Here is a 20346-nt window from a genome sequence, read left to right on the forward strand (position 1 = left end):
TAATCTGAATATCCGCGCAGTCTGGATGCTACTCGGGGAGATCGCTCAGCGTTTGTTGGGGCCGTAGGCTAGATTTACTTTTTCCTAGCCTTCCAGGTTCCACCATATTGATAAGAATTCTCATGGGCCGTTTTGACAGTAACCAGACATTTACCGCAAAGAAATACCCAATCAGTTAGCTTTCCGAATCGACACCGATAGAGGACATCTTTTGATTCGCCACATTTGAAACAACCTTTAGTTCTGATTCGCATTATGGCCTCGGTCTGGCGGGAATTTTCTGTGGTGGCCCAACATTCCTACCTTGCCAGGTTGAGAAATATAAGAAAAGAATCGCTCGAACTCGAGAAATAGCTCTCGGTAGACGCTATGGCCCTCGGACAGCCTGAAGCAGTTATGAATCCTGGCTGGCAGCGGCCTCCATCGATCAGGGGAACCGGGCAGAAGCTTTCTCACGGTGGGTATCGAGAAGTCGAGCGCCTCCAGCGTGGCCCGAATTTCGTCACTCGTGATCCATCGGCGCTTCCTGCTCTTGCGGAAAAGCTCGATCAGGCTGTCGGTGATGGCTACCAAAGGCAAGATCAGCCAGCAACAGCGTACGGGGGCCAGGATCAGTAGCGGTTTCTCCACCACTCGGCCATTTCATCGGAGAGTCCGCCTGGCCCGCGGGCCTCGAGCACCATCCGCGTCAGGCGCTGCTGATCCTGCGGTGGTCGCCGTACTTTGCCCGCCGCCTCCTGGAGCTGGCGAACCCGTCGTGTCTCCTCCCAAGGCAGCGCGACCTCCTTACGCCCGAAGTGACCGAAGGCGGCCGTCGCTGCGTACAGCGGGCGCTTCAGCTCGAGGTCACGCAGGATGCCGGCGACCGAGAGGTCGAAGGTCTGGCGTACCGCCCACTCCAGTGTCTCGTCGGGCACTATGCCGGTGCCGTGGGTATACACCAGCAGCGAGACAGGATGGGGGTGACCGATGGCATAGGCCAGTTGCACCGTGGCCCGCCGGGCTAGCCCCGCGGCCACTAGGTGCTTGGCGACCCAGCGCGCGGCATAGGCGCCGGAGCGATCGACCTTGGTGGCATCCTTACCCGAGAAGGCACCGCCACCATGGGGACAGCGTCCGCCGTAGGTATCGACAATGATCTTGCGGCCGGTCAGGCCGACATCACCCAGTGGCCCGCCGATCTCGAAGCGCCCGGCCGGGTTGATCAGGTAGCGGATCGACTCGCTGCGCAGTGCCTCGGGAATCACCGGCCCGATCAACTCGCGGATCACCTCCTGCTCCACGGTGGCAGCGGACACGGCCTCGTCGTGCTGGATCGAGAGCACCACGGTCTCCACGGCCACCGACTCCTCGCCGCGGTAGCGCACGCTGACCTGGGTCTTGGCATCCGGCCGCAGCCAGGGCAGGGTGCCGCTGTCGCGCAGCTCCCTGTGACGCCGCATCAGGCGGTGAGCCAGCTGGATCGGCAGCGGCATCAACGCCGGGGTCTCGTCGCTGGCGTAGCCAAACATTACCCCCTGATCGCCAGCGCCGAACTCACCTTCCCCGTGTTGCACGCCCTGGGCGATCTGGATGGACTGATGGTGCAGACGTACCTGGATGTCACAGGTGTCCGGATCGATGCCGGGAACGTCACTGCGGTACCCGGTCTCGCGCAGTATCTCGCGCACGAGGCCTTCCACCTCATCCAGCACCTGACGATGCAGAGCGGGGGAGGAGAGGCCGAGTTCGCCGGCGATCACCACCAGTTCGCGGGTCAGCAAGGTCTCGCAGGCCACCCGAGCCGATGAGTCGAGGGTGAGGCAACGATCCAGCACGGCATCCGAAATGCGGTCGGCCAGCTTGTCAGGATGCCCGTCGGAGACCGACTCTGAGGTGAACAGGTAGCTACGGGTCATGAGCATACCTCCTTGCGCTGCCTGGCCAAAGTCTCCAGTTCGGCGGTGCTGCCCTTCACGCGGCAGTAACCACAGCCGAACTCGTTGGCGCTGCTGCTAACCATCAGCCGATGGGATTTCCCTGGGCAGTCGGCGTACCAGGCGGACGGCGATCGGCCGGCGGGTTCCGGTCTCAGCCCCAGCTGGCCGGCCAGCACGATAATCGCCGCTTCAGCCTATTCCTCACCCTTCACGAACCGGTCAGGAAGGTTTTCGTCACTGCCCGCCAGTCCGAAGGTGGCAAGGGGTGGGTCGAAATCATTGTTTTCGCCAATCACCTCGCCGGTCGTCGAAATGACGATGCTGCGCTTTTCAGCAAAGCAGTAATGGTATCGCTTGATCTCGCCCCAGGTGACCAGCTTGCCGCCGCTGTCCTGCATGTGGTCGAGGGCTTTTTGGCAGGCGCTTGCCAAGCGCTCCTCGTAGGGCAGACGCCAGAAGCCGATGGGAAACTTGAGGCGGCGGAAGCGTTCGGTGAAGGCCATGGCGAAGATCGGCGTGCCAGGCCCACGCACATAGTCAGTATCGGCGAACAGCCAGTGGCGAAAGGCGGCGCGATCCTCCGCAAGGCGTCCATCGATGTCGTCGATGGCCGCCAGATACTCGACAGGCTCCAGACCGATGAAATTGCACAATGCTTCAAGGAAACCCCGTTCACCGAAACGCTCGTTTCGGTAATCCTTCTCCAGGCCGAGATAGGGGCTCATCCTGATGCTCTGAAGGTGAGCCAATGTCGCTTCGTCGGCGGTTGTGTAGCCCATGCCGCGGAGCAAATCGAGGTCTGCCAGATGCTGGGTTCTCAGCAGAAGTTCCTGTTGCAGGTTCATGAGAGCGACCTCCCCGCCAGCGAGTCGTGGCTCGGGGCGGCATATCGCGTGCGACGTGATGCGCGCTGCGAATTGAGGATTGCGGCATTGCGTAACTCAGGTCGCACGATGTCGTCCTGGAAGTGCAAGGCTGCCAGGTGATTGCGAAGTGACGCGGCGTCGTCGATGCCCGCGTTGTGTGTGCGGATGTGGGTTTGGTGGGTCATGCTCTGTCTCCATTTCCCCTGTGATGGTTTGAAAGCGTGGTCAGGCAAGCGCCGACCCAGGGGAGTGGAGTCGCACGCCGCTTTAGCTACATTTCTATCCCGCCCGCAAGTTGGTGCTTAAATCGGCGGTGGCCCGAAGGCCAGGCAACAAAAAACCCGCTTTGCATGAGCTAAAGCGGGCCTCTGGGGACGCTTTAGCTGTATTTGTAGAGCGCCCGCAAGCTGATGAATCAAATCGGCGCTAAGTTCAACTATAAAGGGGGTGCTGGAAGGTTGTCAATGCAGGCAACTGCAGAGATCAATTACTCATTGATACTGATTTTTCTACCTGGCATCGCGGCAACAAAAAACGTCCACTTCGCTGATTAGCTAAGTGGACGTTTTTATTGAAATTTCTGGTCGGAGCGACAGGATTCGAACCTGCGACCTTTGCAACCCCATCCTGCTAGCGCTCCCTTAGGCGCAAAGGCTCCAAACGCAAAGAGTTCAAATAACATATTGATCAATAGTATCTTTTGATCGCCGTCTGGTTCCATGGTTATATTAACTTTGGACACTGAAGGCGGAACATACTGGTCCAATGATGCAATGTCCGTATCATCTGGAGCCGTAACGGACGACTCGCTGAGCCGTCCATCCCAGCCATGTTCAGGCGTCCGACCAGACCTAATCATCACTGGGGGCGCATCCGAGATGACTGACTATACCCTGAAGCGGAAGATCACTGAATCTGCGATCAAGTATGCAAGACAAAAAGGCATCCGCATCATCTACGACACTGTGACCAGTGGTTTCACCTGCACGCTTTACAACCGTAACGTCACGACCTTTTCGTTCCGCTATCGATCAAAGCTCACGGGTAAGAGACCGACGGTCAAAATTGGTCGCTATCCAACAGTCTCGCCTGATGAGGCAAGGGTGATGGCCAAGAGTATGGCGACAGGTCTTTCTCAAGGCGTTGAACCTCGATTGGTTGAAGAGGCCGCTAAGGAATCCGAACGACGCAAGGAAGAGCAACGGCGGAGAGAGGACGCTTCGATTATTCAGACATTTTTAGAAACTGTTTACCGCCCGCATAAGGCACGTATGAAGAGAGGTCAGGAAGACCTTGACCGTATCGAACGGCATTTCAAGCCTTGGTATCGAAAACGCATGACAGAGCTAACGAAGTCTGACGTGACTCGCTGGCACCATGGGCTAGAAAAAAATGGACTGGCATTTCTGACGATCAAGCGGTCTTATGACGTGCTTCAGAACATGCTCAACATGGCGGCTGAAGAGAAGTTCATATCTGAGAATCCGATAAAAGGTATTCGACTTAAAAAGCCTATTGCGGGCGATGATCATGGTATTGATATCATTCGTTCACGCAGGGCGTTGACTGACGAGGAAGTGATTGGGCTGTTTCGAGGGCTTGATGCCTATACTCAGAGCCGCAAGGACATGCGCCGTCGCTCGCGCACCAAGAAGTCGAATCGGCATCTTCCCGACTGGGATCACCTCACGTATGTCGATTATGTAGTTCCCGCGATTCTGGTCATCTACTACGCTGGGTTTCGGCCAGGAGATGTCTACGGTCTGCGCTGGGAGAACGTCAACTTCCAGACAAAGACGATCACCAAGGTAATTGAGAAGACAGCGCACCATAGCACTCGGCCGACCAGCTTTCCGATCTCTGAACGCCTGCTGGAGGTGCTTCGGATATGGTGGGACGAGAATGGTCGTTCCAATACTGGCTATATTTTTCCATCTCTCAGGACTGGTAGGCGACTTTCGTCCGGGGCGCTGGGCCGTCGACCGTGGCCGATCATCAAAAAGCTTGGCGGTCTTGACCCTGATCTTGACCTCTATACGCTACGGCATAATTTCGCCTCTCAGCTCATCATGTCGGGAGCCGATCTGATGACAGTGATGAAACTCATGGGGCACCGTGATATAGCGACAACGATTGATCACTATGGGCATCTGACAACAGAGCACCTTCGTTTGGCACTAGGTGCGCTCGACACGCCTGAGTAAAGGGAAGGTCAGAGGGGCAACCTTATGGATGTGTTATAAAGTGGTTTTGTATCTGCCAAGTGAGACTGAAGGGACTGTATGCGGATCGTTACTTGGAATTGCCACGGGGCATTCCGAAAAAAGTATCTGGAGCTAGAGAAACTCAATGCTGATGTCTACGTGATTCAGGAGTGTGAAGACCCGAACCATGTTCGACATGAGGGTTACCGGGAATGGTCATCAGGTGGCATATGGACAGGTGCCAACCGAAACAAAGGGTTGGGTATATTCTCACCGACACCTGAAAAGCTTGGCTATTTGAGTTGGCCAGCGAGCATCTATGAGCTCTTCCTGCCGTGCTCTTTTGGTAACCAGTTGAACGTGCTTGGCGTTTGGACGAAGCAAGCGAACTCACCAAACTTTGCCTACATCGGACAATTCTGGCGTTATCTGCAAGATAATTGGCCACGCTTTGTTGAGTCACCCTTGATAATTGCTGGGGACTTTAACAGCAATTCTCGATGGGATGAGTGGGATCGCTGGTGGAATCATTCCGATGTTGTGAATCAGCTAGCGTCACTGGGTATTGAAAGCCTTTATCATCGTTGCACGGGGGAAGCGCAAGGAGAAGAAATCCAGCCAACATTCTTCATGCATCGCCGTATCAGTCGTCCCTACCACATCGATTATCTCTTTGCTTCGCAGTCACTGCTTGCACGTGTAGTCGACTTCAAGGTTCATGATGATCCCGCTTGGCTGGAGCTGAGTGACCACCTGCCAATATCGCTTGAGCTTCGACTGTAGGTGAGTTAGTGCTTATGTAAAGAAGTTAACTTGATAGAAAGCAAAAAGCCCTCTCAGTATGACTGCCAAGTCATGTCGAGAGGGCCTTTTGCGTGGACTAGCATTGGACTGTTTGTTTGCCGTGAACATGCTAACGGCAAAATTAAAGCGCTAACCCTTTGAATTTCTGGTCGGAGCGACAGGATTCGAACCTGCGACCTTTGCAACCCCATTGCAACGCGCTACCAAGCTGCGCCACGCTCCGATGTCTTTTTTGAAGCCTTGATAAGTGCCTCAAGACGGTGCGTATACTAGCGTTTAAGGTTTCAAAATGAAAGTGCTTTTGTGATTTTTTTCAGTTGCTTGTGGTGATGGGCCTCTTGTTGTCAGCGGCAGCGGCAGTGAATTCACACATGGATGCGTGCTGCTTGGGGTGAATGCAGGACAGATAGCGCGTAAAATGGCGAACTTTTGTACTACAACTGGACCCTTTTGTGATCGCAACCGCCAACATCACCATGCAGTTTGGGGCCAAGCCCCTGTTTGAGAACGTCTCTGTCAAATTCAACAATGGAAATCGCTACGGGCTTATCGGTGCCAACGGCTGCGGTAAATCCACCTTCATGAAGATTCTGGGGGGCGATCTGGAGCCTTCTGCCGGACAGGTGATGGTGGATTCCAGCACCCGGCTGGGTAAATTGCGCCAGGACCAGTTTGCATTTGAAGACGAGCGGGTGATCGATACCGTCATTATGGGCAATACCGAGCTTTGGCAGGTGGCGGCGGAGCGTGAGCGCATCTATTCGCTGGCCGAGATGAGCGAAGAAGACGGTATGGCCGTGGCAGATCTTGAGGTGCGTTTTGCCGAACTCGATGGCTACACCGCCGAGCCGCGTGCCGGTGAGTTACTGTTGGGCCTGGGAATTCCGCTCGAGCAACATTTTGGCCCGATGAGTGAGGTCTCCCCAGGCTGGAAGCTGCGTGTCCTGCTCGCTCAGGCGCTGTTCTCCGATCCGGATGTGCTGCTGCTGGATGAGCCGACCAACCATCTGGATATCAATACGATCCGCTGGCTGGAGGATATTCTCAAGGCGCGTAGCAGCACCATGATCATTATTTCCCACGACCGCCACTTCCTGAACAGTGTGTGTACCCATATGGCGGACCTGGATTATGGGGAGATTACCCTGTTTCCGGGTAACTATGATGACTACATGACCGCGGCCACTGCCGTGCGCGAGCGTCAGCAGTCAGATAATGCCAAGAAAAAGGCTCAGATTGCCGAACTGCAGCAGTTTGTCAGTCGTTTCTCCGCCAATGCCTCCAAGGCCAAGCAGGCAACGTCGCGGGCGCGCCAGATAGACAAGATCAAGCTTGAGGACATCAAGCCGTCCAGCCGGGTCAGCCCCTTTATCCGCTTTGATCAGGCCAGGAAAATCCATCGCAACGCGGTCAATATCGATAATATCAGCAAAGGTTATGACAACGCGCCGCTGTTCAAGCGGCTTTCGATGACCGTGGAAGCCGGTGAGCGGATTGCCATTATCGGCCCTAACGGCATTGGCAAGACAACGCTGCTCAAGACACTGGCCGGCGAACTTCACCCGGATGCGGGAGAGGTAAAATGGACCGATAGCGCCGATCTTGGGGTTTTTGCCCAGGAGCATGGCGATGATTTTGCCGTGGATGCCACCCTGTTTGAGTGGATGGCCCAGTGGACCCAGGGCGGCGAGCAGACGGTGCGCGGGGCGCTCGGGCGGATGCTGTTTTCCAGCGATGATATTGATAAATCGGTGAAAGTGATTTCCGGTGGTGAGCAGGGTCGGATGCTGTTTGGCAAGCTGACCCTGACGCAGCCGAACGTGCTGCTGATGGATGAGCCCACCAATCACCTGGATATGGAATCCATTGAGGCGCTCAATCTGGCGTTGGAAAACTATCCGGGTACGCTGATTTTTGTCAGCCATGACCGCGAGTTTGTGTCGTCGTTGGCCACACGCGTGCTGGATATGAGCGATGAAGGCATTGTCGATTTCAGTGGCAGCTACGATGATTACCTGCGCAGCCAGGGCGTTGCCTGATTCGTTGTGAATCCTCAGCGCCAGTTTGCCGCTGGGTCAAAGCCCGAACAGTTTGATGATCTGAGGAATCAGTATTGAACTGAACACGCCGGTCAGGCCCATGGCCAGGCCGGCAAAGGCACCTGCCAGGGTACTGCGCTGCATGGCGTAAGCGGTACCGAAACCATGGGCAGCCATGCCCAGGGCAAAGCCGCTGGCAGTGTCTGAACGTATCTTCAGTAGCCGGAAGACCAGCGGCGCCAGCAGGCAGCCGATCATACCGGTGGTCAGGGCCAGGCCAGCAGAAAGGGAGGGGAAACCGCCTATCTGTTCGGAAATACCAATGGCAATCGGTGACGTGACGGATTTGGGCGCCAGCGAGAGCAGAAGCTGACCGCTGCCGCCAAACAGCTGACCGACCCAAAGGGTGGTGACGACCGCCGTCAGGCTACCACTCAAACAGACCAGCATGATGGGGCCGACCATCTGGCGAATGCGGGCGCGGTGATCAAACAGCGGCACGGCCAGCGCCACCGTGGCTGGGCCAAGCAGAAAATGGATGAACTGAGCCCCTTCGAAGTAGGTATCGTAGCTGGTGTCGCTCAGGGCCAGCAGCGCCATGATCATCAGCATGGCCACAAGCACCGGATGCAGCAGGGCGGTCCCCCCCGCTTTGCGGTTGAGAGCGCTGGCCAGCAGGTAGGCGGCCAGGGTGATCACCATCCAGAAGAGTGGCCGGGCGTTGAAGTAAACCCAGAAACTGGTCAGTTGCATGCTTTATTCCTCCCTGTGTTGCTGTCGCTTTTCGAAGGCTTGCAGCATCCAACCGGTTAACGCCAGGGTGAGAAAGGTGCTGAGGATCAATGAGGCCAGAATGCTCAGCCAGTGTTGTGCCAGAGTGTCGGCAAACAGCATCAGGCCAACGCCTGCGGGCACGAACAATAATGACAGGTGGCGAACCAGGCCTTCCGCGGGCAGGCGCAGGCTGTCCGGTACGCGGCCAACGACCAGCAGCCCTGCCAGCAGCAACAGCATGCCGGCCACCGGGCCGGGAATTGGCCAGCCGAACCAGACCATCAACCATTCACCTGCCAGTTGGCACACCAGCAGAATCAGGAATCCTTGCACCATTTCAATTAATCCTCCGTTGAGTGAATCAATGCCCTGAAGGCGGTACCTTGCCACGCAGCGCCTTGGTCTTACCCTTGCGTGTCTTGCTGTCTACCCGCTTGCGCCTGGCCGAGCGGGTGGGCCGGGTAGGGCGGCGGGCGCGCTGTTCATGAGTAGCGGCCTGGATCAGTTCCGCCAGGCGCTGCAGGGCATCGTCGCGGTTTTTTTCCTGGGTGCGAAAGCGCTGCGCCTTGATAATAATCACGCCTTCCTGGGAAATACGCTGATCATTGAACGCCAGCAACCGCTCCTTGTAGAACGGCGGCAGGCTGGAGCGCTGAATGTCAAAACGCAGGTGAATGGCTGACGCCACCTTGTTGACGTTCTGCCCGCCAGCGCCCTGAGCGCGAATGGGGTTAAGCTCAATTTCCCATTCTGCGAGTGTTACCGTATTGGAGAGTCGCAGCATGCGGCACCTTGCCTGGGTGTTAGCGTTTCAGAATATTCAGGCGGAGGCCATGTTCAATTTAAAACATAGCAGGGTATATAGTCCTGGCCATCGAGTTTCATCCGCCCCTGGGCAACAAAAGAAGTCAGCAGGGCATCCAGGCGGCGCATCAGCTCGGGCTCTGCCTGCAGGCGGAAAGGGCCGTGCGATTCGATGGCGCGAATCCCCTTCTCCTTGACGTTGCCGGCCACAATGCCGGAAAAGGCGCGACGCAGGTTGGCGGCCAGTTCATGGGTGGGTTGCGCGCGGTCGAGCCTGAGCGCCTGCATGGCGGCATGGCTGGGCTCGAAGGTTTCCTGGAAATTACGTGCTATGGTCAAACGCCAGTTGTAGTAGAAGGCATCCTGGTGGTGACGACGGAACTCGGCCACGTCATCCACTCCGTGGCGCATCTTGCGGGCCACGTCCACCGGATCACCGGTAATAATGCTGTAATAGCGGCGAACATCTTCCCCCAGGGTGTAGACAAGAAATTCGTCAATCCTGGCGAAGTACTCGGCTGAGTCGGCAGGGCCGGTGAAAATCAGCGGGAAGGGCGTTTCGTGGTTGTCGGGGTGCAGCAGAATACCCAGCAGATAGAGAATTTCTTCGGCGGTACCCACCCCGCCCGGAAAGACAATGATGCCGTGGCCCAGGCGGACAAAGGCTTCCAGGCGCTTTTCAATATCCGGCATGACCACCAGTTCGTTGACAATCGGGTTGGGGGCCTCGGCGGCGATGATACCGGGCTCTGAAATCCCCAGGTAACGGCCATTGTAACGGCGCTGCTTGGCATGGGCGACGTTGGCACCCTTCATCGGCCCTTTCATGGCACCCGGGCCACAGCCGGTGCAGATATCCAGATCCCTCAGCCCCAGATGGTAGCCGACATCCTTGGTGTACTCATATTCTTCACGGGAGATGGAATGCCCGCCCCAGCACACCACCAGGCTGGGATCGCGCCCTGGCTGCAGGGTGCCCGCCTTGCGCAGGATGTGAAACACCGCATTGGTGGTGCCTTCGCCGGTGGTCAGGTCAAAGCGCTGGTGATGCTGGATTTCATTATAGACGTAGACAATATCGCGAATGATCGCCGACAGGTGTTCGCGGATGCCGCGGATCATCCGCCCGTCAACAAAGGCATCAGCCGGGGCGTTGGTCAGCTTGAGGCGGATGCCGCGATCCTGCTGGAGGACCTCGATATCGAAATCCTTGTAGGCTTCCATCAGGGCCAGGCTGTCGTCGGTGGGGTTGCCGCAGTTGAGAACGGCCAGGGCGCAGCGGCGCAGCAGGTCATGCAGACCCGTCTTTGAGGTGCCGTGCAGGCGGTTGACCTCATGCTGGGACAGCACCTCCAGGCTACCTTCCGGGGAAATGATCGTGGAGAGCGTCGGGCGCTTCTGAAGCGAGCTGTTCATAGATCGGGTTCCGTTGTGTCTTCGTCAAGGGGCGCCATATTAGCATGCAGGTTGCATGATGGCAGAGGCCAAGCGGATGAATATGTTAGGCTATTCTTATCTCACTGTGGGTCGCTTGCTATGTTCAATGCGCAGTATTTTCGCACCTATATCACTCTGGTAGAGACAGGCAGCTTTACGCGTACGGCAAAGCGTCTGGAAATGACCCAGCCCGGGGTCAGTCAGCATATCCGCAAGCTGGAAACCTACCTGGGTAAGGCCTTGATCGAGCGGCAGGGGCGGCGAATCACTCTGACCGAGGCGGGTCGACGGGCCTATGATTACGCCCTTAAGCTGTTTGCCGAGCATGAACAGTTTCGTCATGGGCTGGATGATGACCTGCTCGACAGCGGTGAATGCCGGATAGCGTCACCGGGCAGCGTTGGCCTGATGCTGTACCCTTATTTTCTGGGTCAGCAGCAGATGCAGCCCAACCTGATTGTTAATTACAGTTTTGCTTTTAACCATGAAATCAGCACCGATCTGCTCAATGGCCGTCACGACATCGGAATTGTGACGGAGGCGGTCAAGCATCCTGATCTGGTGTGTGACGTGTGGCATCAGGAGCCCCTTTGCCTGGTGGTTCCTGCAGACTTTGCGGGGAACACCCTCAGCGATCTCATGGGGTTAGGGTTCATCAATTATTACGATGGAATCAACCATGCCAGTGCCTTGTTGAACGCCAATTACGCGGACGAGTTTCGCTCGATGAGTCATTTCCGTCATCAGGGGTTTACCAATGAGGTCGGCATGGTGCTGGATGCTGTGGCACGTGGGCTGGGCTTCACCGTGGTCTCCCGGCTGGTGCTGGACACCTCGCCCTGGCAACGTCAGGTCAAAGCGTTGGCGCTTAGCCAGGACGTGGATGAAGTCCTGTTCTGTGTCTATCGGGCTGGCGCTCCTTTAGCCAAACGCTACGCCCGGCTCCTGGAAGGCTTCAAGGAGCAGCGGCGTATTGATAAACAGGTGTGATCCCTCATCGCAAGCAATCCATGCGCCCGGCGGAATGACCAGGCGCACACCTCATGACGGGTCGCGATAGGCGTCAACACTCGGGCAGGTGCAGATCAGCTGGCGGTCGCCAAAGACATTATCCACGCGATTGACGCTAGGCCAGTATTTGGCGGCCTTGACGGCGCCAGTGGGGAAGGCGCCGGTTTCACGGTCGTAGGCGCGCTGCCAGTTGCTGGTCATGATATCGGCCATGGTGTGCGGTGCATTGACCAGAGGGTTGTCTTCCAGTGTCCACTCGCCACGCGCCACTTTGTCAATTTCGTCACGAATGGCCACCATTGCATCGCAGAAGCGGTCAATTTCATACAGCGACTCTGATTCGGTAGGCTCAATCATCAGGGTGCCGGGTACCGGGAAAGACATGGTGGGGGCGTGAAAGCCGTAATCCATCAGACGCTTGGCGATATCTTCCTCGCTGATCCCGGAAGCGGCCTTGAGCGGTCGGATATCAATGATGCACTCATGGGCCACGCTGCCGTTGTCACCGCGGTACAGCACCGGGAAGCTATCTTCCAGGCGTTTGGCAATGTAGTTGGCATTGAGAATCGCCAGTTCGGTGGCTTCCCGCAGTCCGCGGGCACCCATCATCTTGATGTAGGCCCAGGAAATCGGCAGGATTGAGGCGCTGCCAAACGCAGTCGCCGCAACGGCGCCGCTGTTTTTGTCGAGGCCGTCAATCGGCGTGACCGAGTGGTTGGCGACATAGGGGGCCAGGTGCGCCTTGACGCCTATGGGACCCATTCCCGGGCCGCCGCCGCCATGCGGAATACAGAAGGTCTTGTGCAGGTTGAGATGCGATACATCAGCGCCGAAATCACCGGGGCGGGTGAGGCCTACCAGGGCGTTCATGTTGGCCCCATCCACATACACCTGGCCGCCATGGCGGTGCACTACCTCACACACCGCACGTATATGCGATTCGAACACGCCGTGGGTGGAGGGGTAGGTGATCATGCTCGCGGCCAGCCTGTCGCTGTACTGCTCGGCTTTCTGGGTCAGGTCATCGAGGTCAACATTGCCTCTTGCATCACATTCCACCACGACGACCTGCAGCCCCAGCATGGCGGCTGACGCCGGATTGGTGCCATGGGCAGAGCTGGGGATCAGGCACACATCACGCTGCGCTTCGCCCTGGGCGGCCTGGTAGCGACGAATGGCCAGCAGGCCGGCATATTCCCCCTGAGCGCCGGAATTGGGCTGCATGGAAATATGATCGTAACCGGTGATTTCGACCAGACATGCGGCCAGTTCATCCATCATCTGGTGATAACCTGCGACCTGTTCTCTTGGGGCAAAGGGATGCAGGTGGGCAAAGGCCGGCCAGGACACCGGTACCATCTCACTGGTGGCATTGAGCTTCATGGTGCAGGAACCCAGCGGGATCATGGCATGGGCCAGGGAGAGATCCTTGTTTTCCAGCCGCTTGAGATAACGCAGCATCTCGGTTTCACTGCGATAACGCTTGAAGGTCGGGTGCGTCAGGAAATCAGTTTCCCGTTGGCAGTTGGCCGGAATACCGGTGATGCCCTCGCTGATCACCTGTTCATCAAGCGCCGGAATGGATAGCTGATGGTCGTCACCGAGGATGATAGTGAACAGCAACGCCACATCATGGGCGGAGGTGGTTTCGTCCAGACTGATACCTACATCGCCGTTGGCGAAGTAGCGCAGGTTGACGTCATGGGTCATGGCGCGGTCATGCACCTTGCCCTTGTCGATAGCGGTCAGTCGCAGGGTGTCAAACCAACTGTCATGGGCAAGGGTGATGCCTGCCTGCTGCAGGCCGAGGGCCAGAATCGTGGTCAGGCGCTGTACGCGGTTGGCAATGGTGCGCAAGCCGTCAGCGCCATGATAGGTCGCGTAGAAACCGGCTATATTGGCCAGCAGCGCCTGGGCGGTGCAGATGTTGGAGGTCGCTTTCTCGCGGCGGATATGCTGTTCACGGGTCTGCATGGCCATACGCAGCGCCGTCTTGCCGTGGCTGTCCCGGGAAACGCCGATGATGCGCCCGGGAATGGAGCGCTTGAGCTTGTCCGAGGTGGCAAAGAAAGCTGCATGCGGGCCGCCAAAGCCCATGGGAACGCCAAAGCGCTGAGAATTACCCACCACGATATCGGCGCCTGTGGCGCCGGGTTCCTTGAGCAGCACCAGGCTCAACAAGTCAGTGGCGACACAGGTCATTACCTGCTTTTCCCGGGCCTTGGCCAGCAGTGGCGCCAGGTCATTCACTTGGCCACTGTCACCAGGGTATTGCAGCAGGGCACCGAACACGTCGTGATCCTGCAGTGCTTGAGCCGGCGCAACAATCAGGTCAAATCCGAAATATCGGGCGCGGGTCCTGAGAACATCCAGGGTCTGGGGGAACACGTCTTCTGCCACAAAAAAGGCATTGGACGTGTACTTCTTGTTGGCACGTTTGCAAAGGGCCATGGCTTCGGCTGCGGCGGTGGCTTCATCAAGCAGTGATGCGTTGGCCAGCTGCATGCCGGTGAGATCCATGACAACCTGCTGGAAATTGAGCAGGCCTTCCAGGCGCCCCTGGGAAATTTCAGGCTGATAAGGCGTATAGGCAGTGTACCATCCCGGGTTTTCCAGCACGTTGCGTTGAATGACCGCCGGCATCTGGGTGCCATAGTAACCCTGACCGATAAAGTTTCTGGCCATACGGTTCTGACGGGCCAGTTGCGCCAGGTAATCAAGTGCTTCCGATTCATTGCAGGGGTCGTCCAGTGCCAGCTCGCCTTCGAGGCGGATATCATCAGGCACGGTTTGCTGAATGAGGGCTTGCATGGAAGGCAGGCCCAGTGCGTCCAGCATGTGCCGGGTCTCTGCGGCGTCAGGGCCGTTATGACGTTTGAGAAAGGCGTCGTGATGAGCGAGTTGGGTCAGCCGCTGTGCCGCATAAGGCTGTATTTCAGTGGACTGTGGAGACATGGTGCGAGATCCAGACGTGTAGGAAGACCCGACAGGGTTAACGGAATTGCCCGCCAGGGCGAGGCGGGCAAGGGGATGGTAGCGTGTGTGAGGCCTCAGTCATCAGCGTCTATGGAGGCCTGATAAGCCTCGGCGTTCAGCAGGTCATCAACGCTGCCATCCAGGCGGACTTTCATGATCCAACCGTCTTCATAGGGCGATTCATTGACGGTTTCAGGCGAGTCTTCGAGGTTTTCATTGACCTCAATCACTTCACCGTTCACCGGGGCATAGAGGTCAGAGGCTGCCTTGACGGATTCAATCACGCCAAACTCATCCCCTTTGCTCAGCGCATGGCCGACTTCAGGCAGCTCAACAAAGACAACGTCCCCCAGGGCTTCCTGCGCGTGGTCAGTAATCCCGATGGTAACGGTGCCATCCTGATTGTCCAGAACCCATTCGTGGCTCGGGGCGTAATGCAGATTCGCGGGAACTTGGCTCATGATGTTTCCTGTAGTGAATATGGATCAGAGACGGGTGCATGGTCTGAACCCTGCCATCAGCCGTATGGGAAAGGTTGACGCTGATGGGCCAGCTTGACAGGCTCGACGCATCAATCTGGCGATTTGAGTGCCTGTGAATAGCCCATATTAACGTGTTTCCGATACGAAACAAATTTCTTGTGAACCCTTTGCTTCGCTGGCGACATGTTTTAGTTTAGAACGATGGTATTACTGGATCTGACCTAAAAGATAGTCAGTTTTTCTAATAATACTGTTAGAAACGCTATCCACTCACCAAAAAAATACCGTTTTGCATTTAAAATTGGCTTGATAGAATTTGGCTTGCTTCAATGGGCTAAGGCGACCGATGACATGGCAGGATGTTGGCCACTGTCATCCAGGATTATTTTGCTGCGGGGTTGGCTCCAGCGCTGCAAAGTCGCTGCTTATTGTTGGAAATGCCGCTATGTGGCGATTGGCCACCATAGACGATCAGCCACTGCATGCGTCTCTGAATGAAGCGGCGATGCAGATCAACTGTAAAAGGGTCCAGGAGAAAAACAATGGAAACATTGAACGCTATCTTTGGGTCTATCAACGGGATCGTTTGGGGTCCCTTGATGCTGATTCTGTTGCTGGGGGTCGGGCTCTACCTGCAGATTGGCCTGAAACTCATGCCGCTCAGAAAACTGGGAATGGGTTTTCGGCTCTTGTGGCAAGGGCGTGATGCCAAGCACACCCCTGACGGTAAAGCCAAGACCGATGACGACGGCGAAATTTCACCTTTCAATGCCTTGATGACCTCTCTGTCGGCCACCATTGGAACGGGAAATATTGCCGGTGTGGCTACCGCGATTGCCCTGGGTGGGCCGGGAGCCGTGTTCTGGATGTGGATTACTGCCCTGGTGGGGATGGCGACCAAGTTCGCTGAAGCCGTACTGGCTGTTCGCTACCGTGAGACGGACAGCACCGGCTTTCACGTGGGTGGGCCAATGTTCTACATCAAGAACGGTCTGGGGCGTAAATGGCTCTGGCTGGGCGGAGCTTTTGCTTTCTTCGGGGCCGTGGCTGCCTTTGGTATCGGTAACACCGTCCAGTCCAATTCGGTTGCCGATGCAATGAACTCGACGTTCGGTATTCCGTTCTGGCTGACAGGCATTGTGATCATGGTACTGTCAGGCGCCGTTATCCTGGGTGGTATCAAGCGCATCGGTAAAGTGGCTGGTAAACTGGTGCCGATCATGGGGATTGCCTATGTGCTGTCGGGTATTCTGGTACTGATCCTCAACGCAAGTGAGATTGGTGAAGCCTTCAGCATGATTTTCTACTATGCCTTCAACCCGCATGCTGCCATGGGTGGTTTTGCCGGTGCGGCGGTCATGGCGGCCATTCGCTTTGGTGTGGCCCGTGGTATTTTCTCTAACGAAGCCGGGCTGGGCAGCGCACCGATTGCGCACGCGGCTGCCAAAACCAAGAATCCGGTTCGTCAAGGCTTGATTGCCATGCTGGGCACCTTTATCGATACGATTATTGTGTGCACCATTACGGCATTGGTTATCCTGACCTCTACCGTCTGGGTAGATGGTGAAGCCGGTGCCTCGCTGACGGCCCTGTCCTTTGACGCGGCCTTGCCCGGCTGGGGTAACCAGCTTGTGTCGATCGCGCTGGCGGTATTTGCCTTTACCACCATTATTGGATGGTCGTTCTATGGCGAAAAATGCTTCCAGTTCCTGTTTGGCACACGTTCCATCATGATTTACCGGGTGCTGTTTGTTCTGGCGATTCCGCTGGGTGCGATGGCAAACCTTGGCTTTATCTGGTTGATGGCAGATACCTTCAACGCCATGATGGCGATACCCAACCTGATTGCCCTGGCGCTGTTGTCACCGGTCGTGTTCAAGCTGACCCGTGACTACTTCGATGGCAAGGATATCCTGCCAGGCGAAGCACTGGATCACGATCAGAAATAATCAGCTGGAGGTGGGCGTTCTGGTGGTGACTGGGGATGCATTGGTGACCGAATGACCCTGGTGCGGCGCTGGAACGTTGCTAGCAATAAAAGCCGGGAAGCCACCTTGCGTGTCTTCCCGGCTTTTTTTGAAAAGAGGAAAGTTGAATGAGCGAGCTGAAAAAGACCCCATTGCATGACCTTCACCTGGCGCTGGGCGCCAGGATGGTTCCCTTTGCCGGCTACGACATGCCGGTGCAGTATCCGCTGGGCATCAAGAAAGAACATGAGCATACCCGAGCGGCATGTGGCCTCTTCGATGTCTCTCACATGGGGCAGATAACCGTCAGTGGGGAGCAGGCGGCACTGGCACTGGAGGCCCTGATTCCGGTGGATATCCTGGGGCTGACGCAAGGAGCACAGCGCTACGGCCTGTTTACCAGCACTGAGGGAGGCATATTGGATGACCTGATGATCGTTAATGCAGGAGATCACTTCTATCTGGTGGTCAATGCGGCATGCAAGCAGCAGGATCTTGCTCACTTAAGGGTCAACCTGGGTGATCAGCAGGAGATTGTCTATCTGCAGGAGCGAGCGTTGCTTGCACTGCAGGGGCCACAGGCGAAGGAAGTCATGGCACGTCTTTGTCCTGCCGCCTGCGACCTGGTATTCATGCAGCATCAACGTTTTACCCTGGAAGAAGGGGACGGGCTGGCAGGCGAGGAGATCTGGGTGAGCCGCAGCGGCTATACCGGCGAGGATGGCTTTGAGATCTCGGTGGCGGGACATGCTGCACAAGCGTTTGCAAGGCGTCTTCTGCGCGAGCCGGACGTCGAGATGATTGGCCTGGGCGCGCGCGATTCACTGCGCCTTGAAGCGGGTCTGTGTCTTTATGGCCATGATATGGATACTCAAACCACACCGGTCGAAGCCAACCTGAGCTGGGCGATCAGCAAGCCTCGCCGCCTCGGTGGCGCCAGGGCCGCCGGCTTTCCGGGCGCTGACCTGATACTGCACCAGCTGGATGCCAAGGATCACACCCGTCAACGGGTGGGTCTGGTGGCTGAAGGCAAGGCCCCGGTGCGGGAAGGGACGTTATTGGTTGACGCGGATGGCAAGCCGCTGGGCACCGTTACCTCCGGTGGGTTTGGCCCGAGTGTCGGCAAGCCGGTCGCGATGGGGTATGTGGACCGCGACTGGGAAAGTCCGGGTTCCCGGGTGTTTGCCCAGGTGCGCGGCAAACACCTGCCGATGATCGTGACCCGGATGCCTTTTATCACACCCGGCTATTATCGTGGCTAACGTCTTGGTTACCTGAGCACACGACGTGGGTCGATAGGGTTGCCGCCCTGACGCAAATCAAATAGCAGGTCGTAGCGCCCGTTACCGTTCTGGCCGACCTCGCACAAGGCATCGCCGCTGGACACCTGTGTGCCTTCCTCGACCTGCAAGGCCGCGCATAGCGCATAGACGCTTTGCAAATTGTCCGGATGGTGAATGATGACCACCTGGCCAAGTTGGCGCATGCTGCCGGCAAAGCGTACGTCGCCCGACGCGACCGCGGTTGCCTGAGCGCCTGCCTGTGTGGCAAGCAGCATGGGCTGGAGAGTGCCACGCTCATCGGGCCCGAAACGCCGTACAATCCGGTAATCATCCAAAGGCCAGGGCCAGTCGTCTGCCGATGAGGGGAGCTTGTCAGAGGACGGCGGCCGATCGGCTGTGGTGGTATCAGTGGCCGATGGCGGACGACGGGGGCTGCCAGATACGGGTACCTTGATCAGCTGGCCAATACCCAGGGCCGTCGGGCTGATGCCGGGGTTGGCACTGATCAGGTCCTGTGTGCGGGAACCGAAATGGCGTGCGATGCCAGCAAAGGTATCCCCCGCGCGCACCTGGTAGCGGTAGGGGCCGGCGGAGGGTGCCCGCTCCTCTTGCCGGGGAATCAGCAGTTGGTGTCCTACCAGCAGTCGCTGGGGATTAACATCAGGGTTGAAGCGCTGCAGGCGTTCCACAGGTATGTCGAACTGCCGGGCAATATCACCGAGGGTGTCGCCGGCCTGGATGGTTCTCCACGAACTGGTTTCGGCCTGACGTTGCGCATCTTCGTCCGGGCGGCTGTCAGACGTGCTGGCACAGCCAGCCAGGGTAGCCAGAAAGCAGCAGCAGATAAGGGCACTGATCAGTCGTGGTGAGTGCGTTTGTCCAGCAGGGCGTCTTTTTCTTGCCACAATGCATTGATCCATTGATGAAAGCGTTCCTTGTCCTGAGGTTGTGCATGATACTGGGTATCCAACATCCATTTTGGTACCTCCAGCCGACGGACCGTGAGTGTGATAGCTTGTTCTGTGCCACACAGAAACCCCCAGAAAGTCGGTGACGGGTTGGCATAGCTGACAGTGACATCGAGAATGCCACTGAGCTGATCGCCCATAAGGGTAAGGACTTGAGCGATTCCTCCCGCCTTGGGGCGAAGCAGATGCCGATAGGGGCTTTGCTGTTGCTCCCGCTTTGAAGGCGTGAAACGGGTGCCTTCGGCATAGATGACAATACTGATAGGAAAGTCTTTTGCCCGCTCGCACATTCGCTGGGTAGCGCGTCGGTCAATGTCAGCCAGCTTGGGGTTTTTGGCCATCTGCTCTCGACTGTAGCGGCGCATGACAGGAAATTCCAGTGCCCAGAATGCTTGCCCGATGACCGGTATCCACAACAGTGCGCGCTTGACAAAAAAACGTGGCATGGAAATGCGCCGGTGTAGCGCCATGAACAGCACAAAGATATCTATCCAGCTGCGGTGGTTGGAAATGATCAGCCACCACTGCCCGTCACCCAGTTGATCGGGCACCTCCTCCGTCAGCGGTGTTTTCAGCCAATGGCGCATCCACCACAGATTGGCATCAATCCATGTCAGGGTGATCCGGTTCATGCCTTGCAAGATGAGGCTGCGTGCTTTTTGAGTGGGTGCCAGCAGCTTCAGGAGTGACAGGCAGACCAGAGGGATACCCAGCACCAGGGTAATCACACAGATCATCAGTAAGCTGGTTACTCCTTTTATCAACGGCATGCGGCGGATTCCTGGTGCTTTAGTATGGTGATGTCGATGATA

At 57.0% G+C, this 20346-nt stretch carries 18 protein-coding genes and 1 tRNA gene; 6 read left to right on the forward strand and 13 right to left on the reverse strand.

The annotated features are described in order from the left end of the window. Positions 1-74: 74 nt before the first annotated feature. From LL947_RS06645 to LL947_RS06660, 4 genes are all read right to left on the reverse strand, one after another. A complete protein-coding gene (locus LL947_RS06645; RefSeq protein WP_499834307.1) occupies positions 75-254 on the reverse strand; it encodes a DUF8622 domain-containing protein in 180 nt (59 codons plus the stop codon). Positions 255-611: 357 nt separating this feature from the next. Further along, positions 612-1898: a methionine adenosyltransferase gene (gene metK, locus LL947_RS06650; RefSeq protein WP_499834308.1), complete on the reverse strand. Its 1287-nt coding sequence runs from the start codon at positions 1896-1898 to the stop codon at positions 612-614. Positions 1899-2113: 215 nt separating this feature from the next. Beyond that, the gene (locus LL947_RS06655; protein WP_499834309.1) at positions 2114-2764 is read right to left on the reverse strand and encodes a hypothetical protein; all 651 of its coding nucleotides are present in this window, start codon (positions 2762-2764) and stop codon (positions 2114-2116) included. After that, complete coding sequence (locus tag LL947_RS06660) at positions 2761-2970, reverse strand: hypothetical protein (protein WP_499834310.1); 210 nt, start codon at positions 2968-2970, stop codon at positions 2761-2763. Before LL947_RS06660 ends, LL947_RS06655 begins: the two co-directional genes overlap by 4 nt. 693 nt (positions 2971-3663) lie before the next feature. Here LL947_RS06660 and LL947_RS06665 point away from each other — a divergent pair. Continuing rightward, the gene (locus LL947_RS06665; RefSeq protein ID WP_499834311.1) at positions 3664-4989 is read left to right on the forward strand and encodes a site-specific integrase; all 1326 of its coding nucleotides are present in this window, start codon (positions 3664-3666) and stop codon (positions 4987-4989) included. A gap of 78 nt (positions 4990-5067) precedes the next feature. After that, positions 5068-5772, forward strand: a complete 705-nt coding sequence (locus tag LL947_RS06670) for an endonuclease/exonuclease/phosphatase family protein (protein WP_171702503.1) — start codon at positions 5068-5070, stop codon at positions 5770-5772. Between the two features lie 167 nt (positions 5773-5939). Here LL947_RS06670 and LL947_RS06675 read toward each other — a convergent pair. Beyond that, positions 5940-6016, reverse strand: a tRNA-Pro gene (locus tag LL947_RS06675). Between the two features lie 229 nt (positions 6017-6245). On the opposite strand from LL947_RS06675, the gene LL947_RS06680 reads away from it, so the two are divergent. Next, positions 6246-7832, forward strand: coding sequence for an ABC-F family ATPase (locus LL947_RS06680; protein WP_499834312.1), 1587 nt, complete (start codon positions 6246-6248; stop codon positions 7830-7832). A gap of 36 nt (positions 7833-7868) precedes the next feature. Here LL947_RS06680 and LL947_RS06685 read toward each other — a convergent pair whose 3' ends face one another. The 4 genes from LL947_RS06685 to ppnN are packed head-to-tail and all read right to left on the reverse strand — an operon-like array spanning position 7869 to position 10826. After that, positions 7869-8585, reverse strand: coding sequence for an LrgB family protein (locus LL947_RS06685; RefSeq protein WP_404417672.1), 717 nt, complete (start codon positions 8583-8585; stop codon positions 7869-7871). 3 nt (positions 8586-8588) lie between these two features. Beyond that, on the reverse strand, positions 8589-8942 hold the full coding sequence (locus LL947_RS06690) for a CidA/LrgA family protein (RefSeq protein ID WP_404417675.1): 354 nt from the start codon (positions 8940-8942) through the stop codon (positions 8589-8591). A gap of 25 nt (positions 8943-8967) precedes the next feature. Beyond that, a complete protein-coding gene (gene arfB / locus LL947_RS06695; RefSeq protein ID WP_404417678.1) occupies positions 8968-9390 on the reverse strand; it encodes an alternative ribosome rescue aminoacyl-tRNA hydrolase ArfB in 423 nt (140 codons plus the stop codon). Between the two features lie 53 nt (positions 9391-9443). Further along, complete coding sequence (gene ppnN / locus LL947_RS06700) at positions 9444-10826, reverse strand: nucleotide 5'-monophosphate nucleosidase PpnN (RefSeq protein WP_404417681.1); 1383 nt, start codon at positions 10824-10826, stop codon at positions 9444-9446. 120 nt (positions 10827-10946) lie between these two features. Here ppnN and LL947_RS06705 point away from each other — a divergent pair, with 120 nt between their 5' ends. Continuing rightward, positions 10947-11837 carry a LysR family transcriptional regulator gene (locus LL947_RS06705; protein WP_404417684.1) on the forward strand — a complete coding sequence of 297 codons (891 nt, stop codon included), beginning with the start codon at positions 10947-10949 and terminating at the stop codon, positions 11835-11837. A 51-nt stretch (positions 11838-11888) separates the two neighbouring features. Here LL947_RS06705 and gcvP read toward each other — a convergent pair whose 3' ends face one another. Together gcvP and gcvH are read right to left on the reverse strand one after the other, a co-directional pair. Then, a complete protein-coding gene (gene gcvP, locus LL947_RS06710; RefSeq protein WP_499834313.1) occupies positions 11889-14813 on the reverse strand; it encodes an aminomethyl-transferring glycine dehydrogenase in 2925 nt (974 codons plus the stop codon). Positions 14814-14908: 95 nt separating this feature from the next. After that, a complete protein-coding gene (gene gcvH, locus LL947_RS06715; RefSeq protein WP_499834314.1) occupies positions 14909-15295 on the reverse strand; it encodes a glycine cleavage system protein GcvH in 387 nt (128 codons plus the stop codon). A gap of 563 nt (positions 15296-15858) precedes the next feature. Here gcvH and LL947_RS06720 point away from each other — a divergent pair. Then, positions 15859-17265, forward strand: coding sequence for an alanine/glycine:cation symporter family protein (locus LL947_RS06720; RefSeq protein WP_404417693.1), 1407 nt, complete (start codon positions 15859-15861; stop codon positions 17263-17265). A gap of 146 nt (positions 17266-17411) precedes the next feature. After that, positions 17412-18545 carry a glycine cleavage system aminomethyltransferase GcvT gene (gene gcvT / locus LL947_RS06725; protein ID WP_499834315.1) on the forward strand — a complete coding sequence of 378 codons (1134 nt, stop codon included), beginning with the start codon at positions 17412-17414 and terminating at the stop codon, positions 18543-18545. Positions 18546-18553: 8 nt separating this feature from the next. Here gcvT and LL947_RS06730 read toward each other — a convergent pair whose 3' ends face one another. Next, positions 18554-19486 carry a murein hydrolase activator EnvC family protein gene (locus LL947_RS06730; protein WP_499834316.1) on the reverse strand — a complete coding sequence of 311 codons (933 nt, stop codon included), beginning with the start codon at positions 19484-19486 and terminating at the stop codon, positions 18554-18556. Further along, positions 19423-20304, reverse strand: coding sequence for a 1-acylglycerol-3-phosphate O-acyltransferase, YihG family (yihG, locus tag LL947_RS06735; RefSeq protein ID WP_499834317.1), 882 nt, complete (start codon positions 20302-20304; stop codon positions 19423-19425). The genes LL947_RS06730 and yihG overlap by 64 nt, the downstream gene beginning before the upstream one ends. Between the last annotated feature and the right edge of the window lie 42 nt (positions 20305-20346).

Origin of the sequence: Halomonas sp. BLK-85 (genome assembly GCF_044792155.1) — a bacterium.
Lineage (GTDB): Bacteria > Pseudomonadota > Gammaproteobacteria > Pseudomonadales > Halomonadaceae > Vreelandella.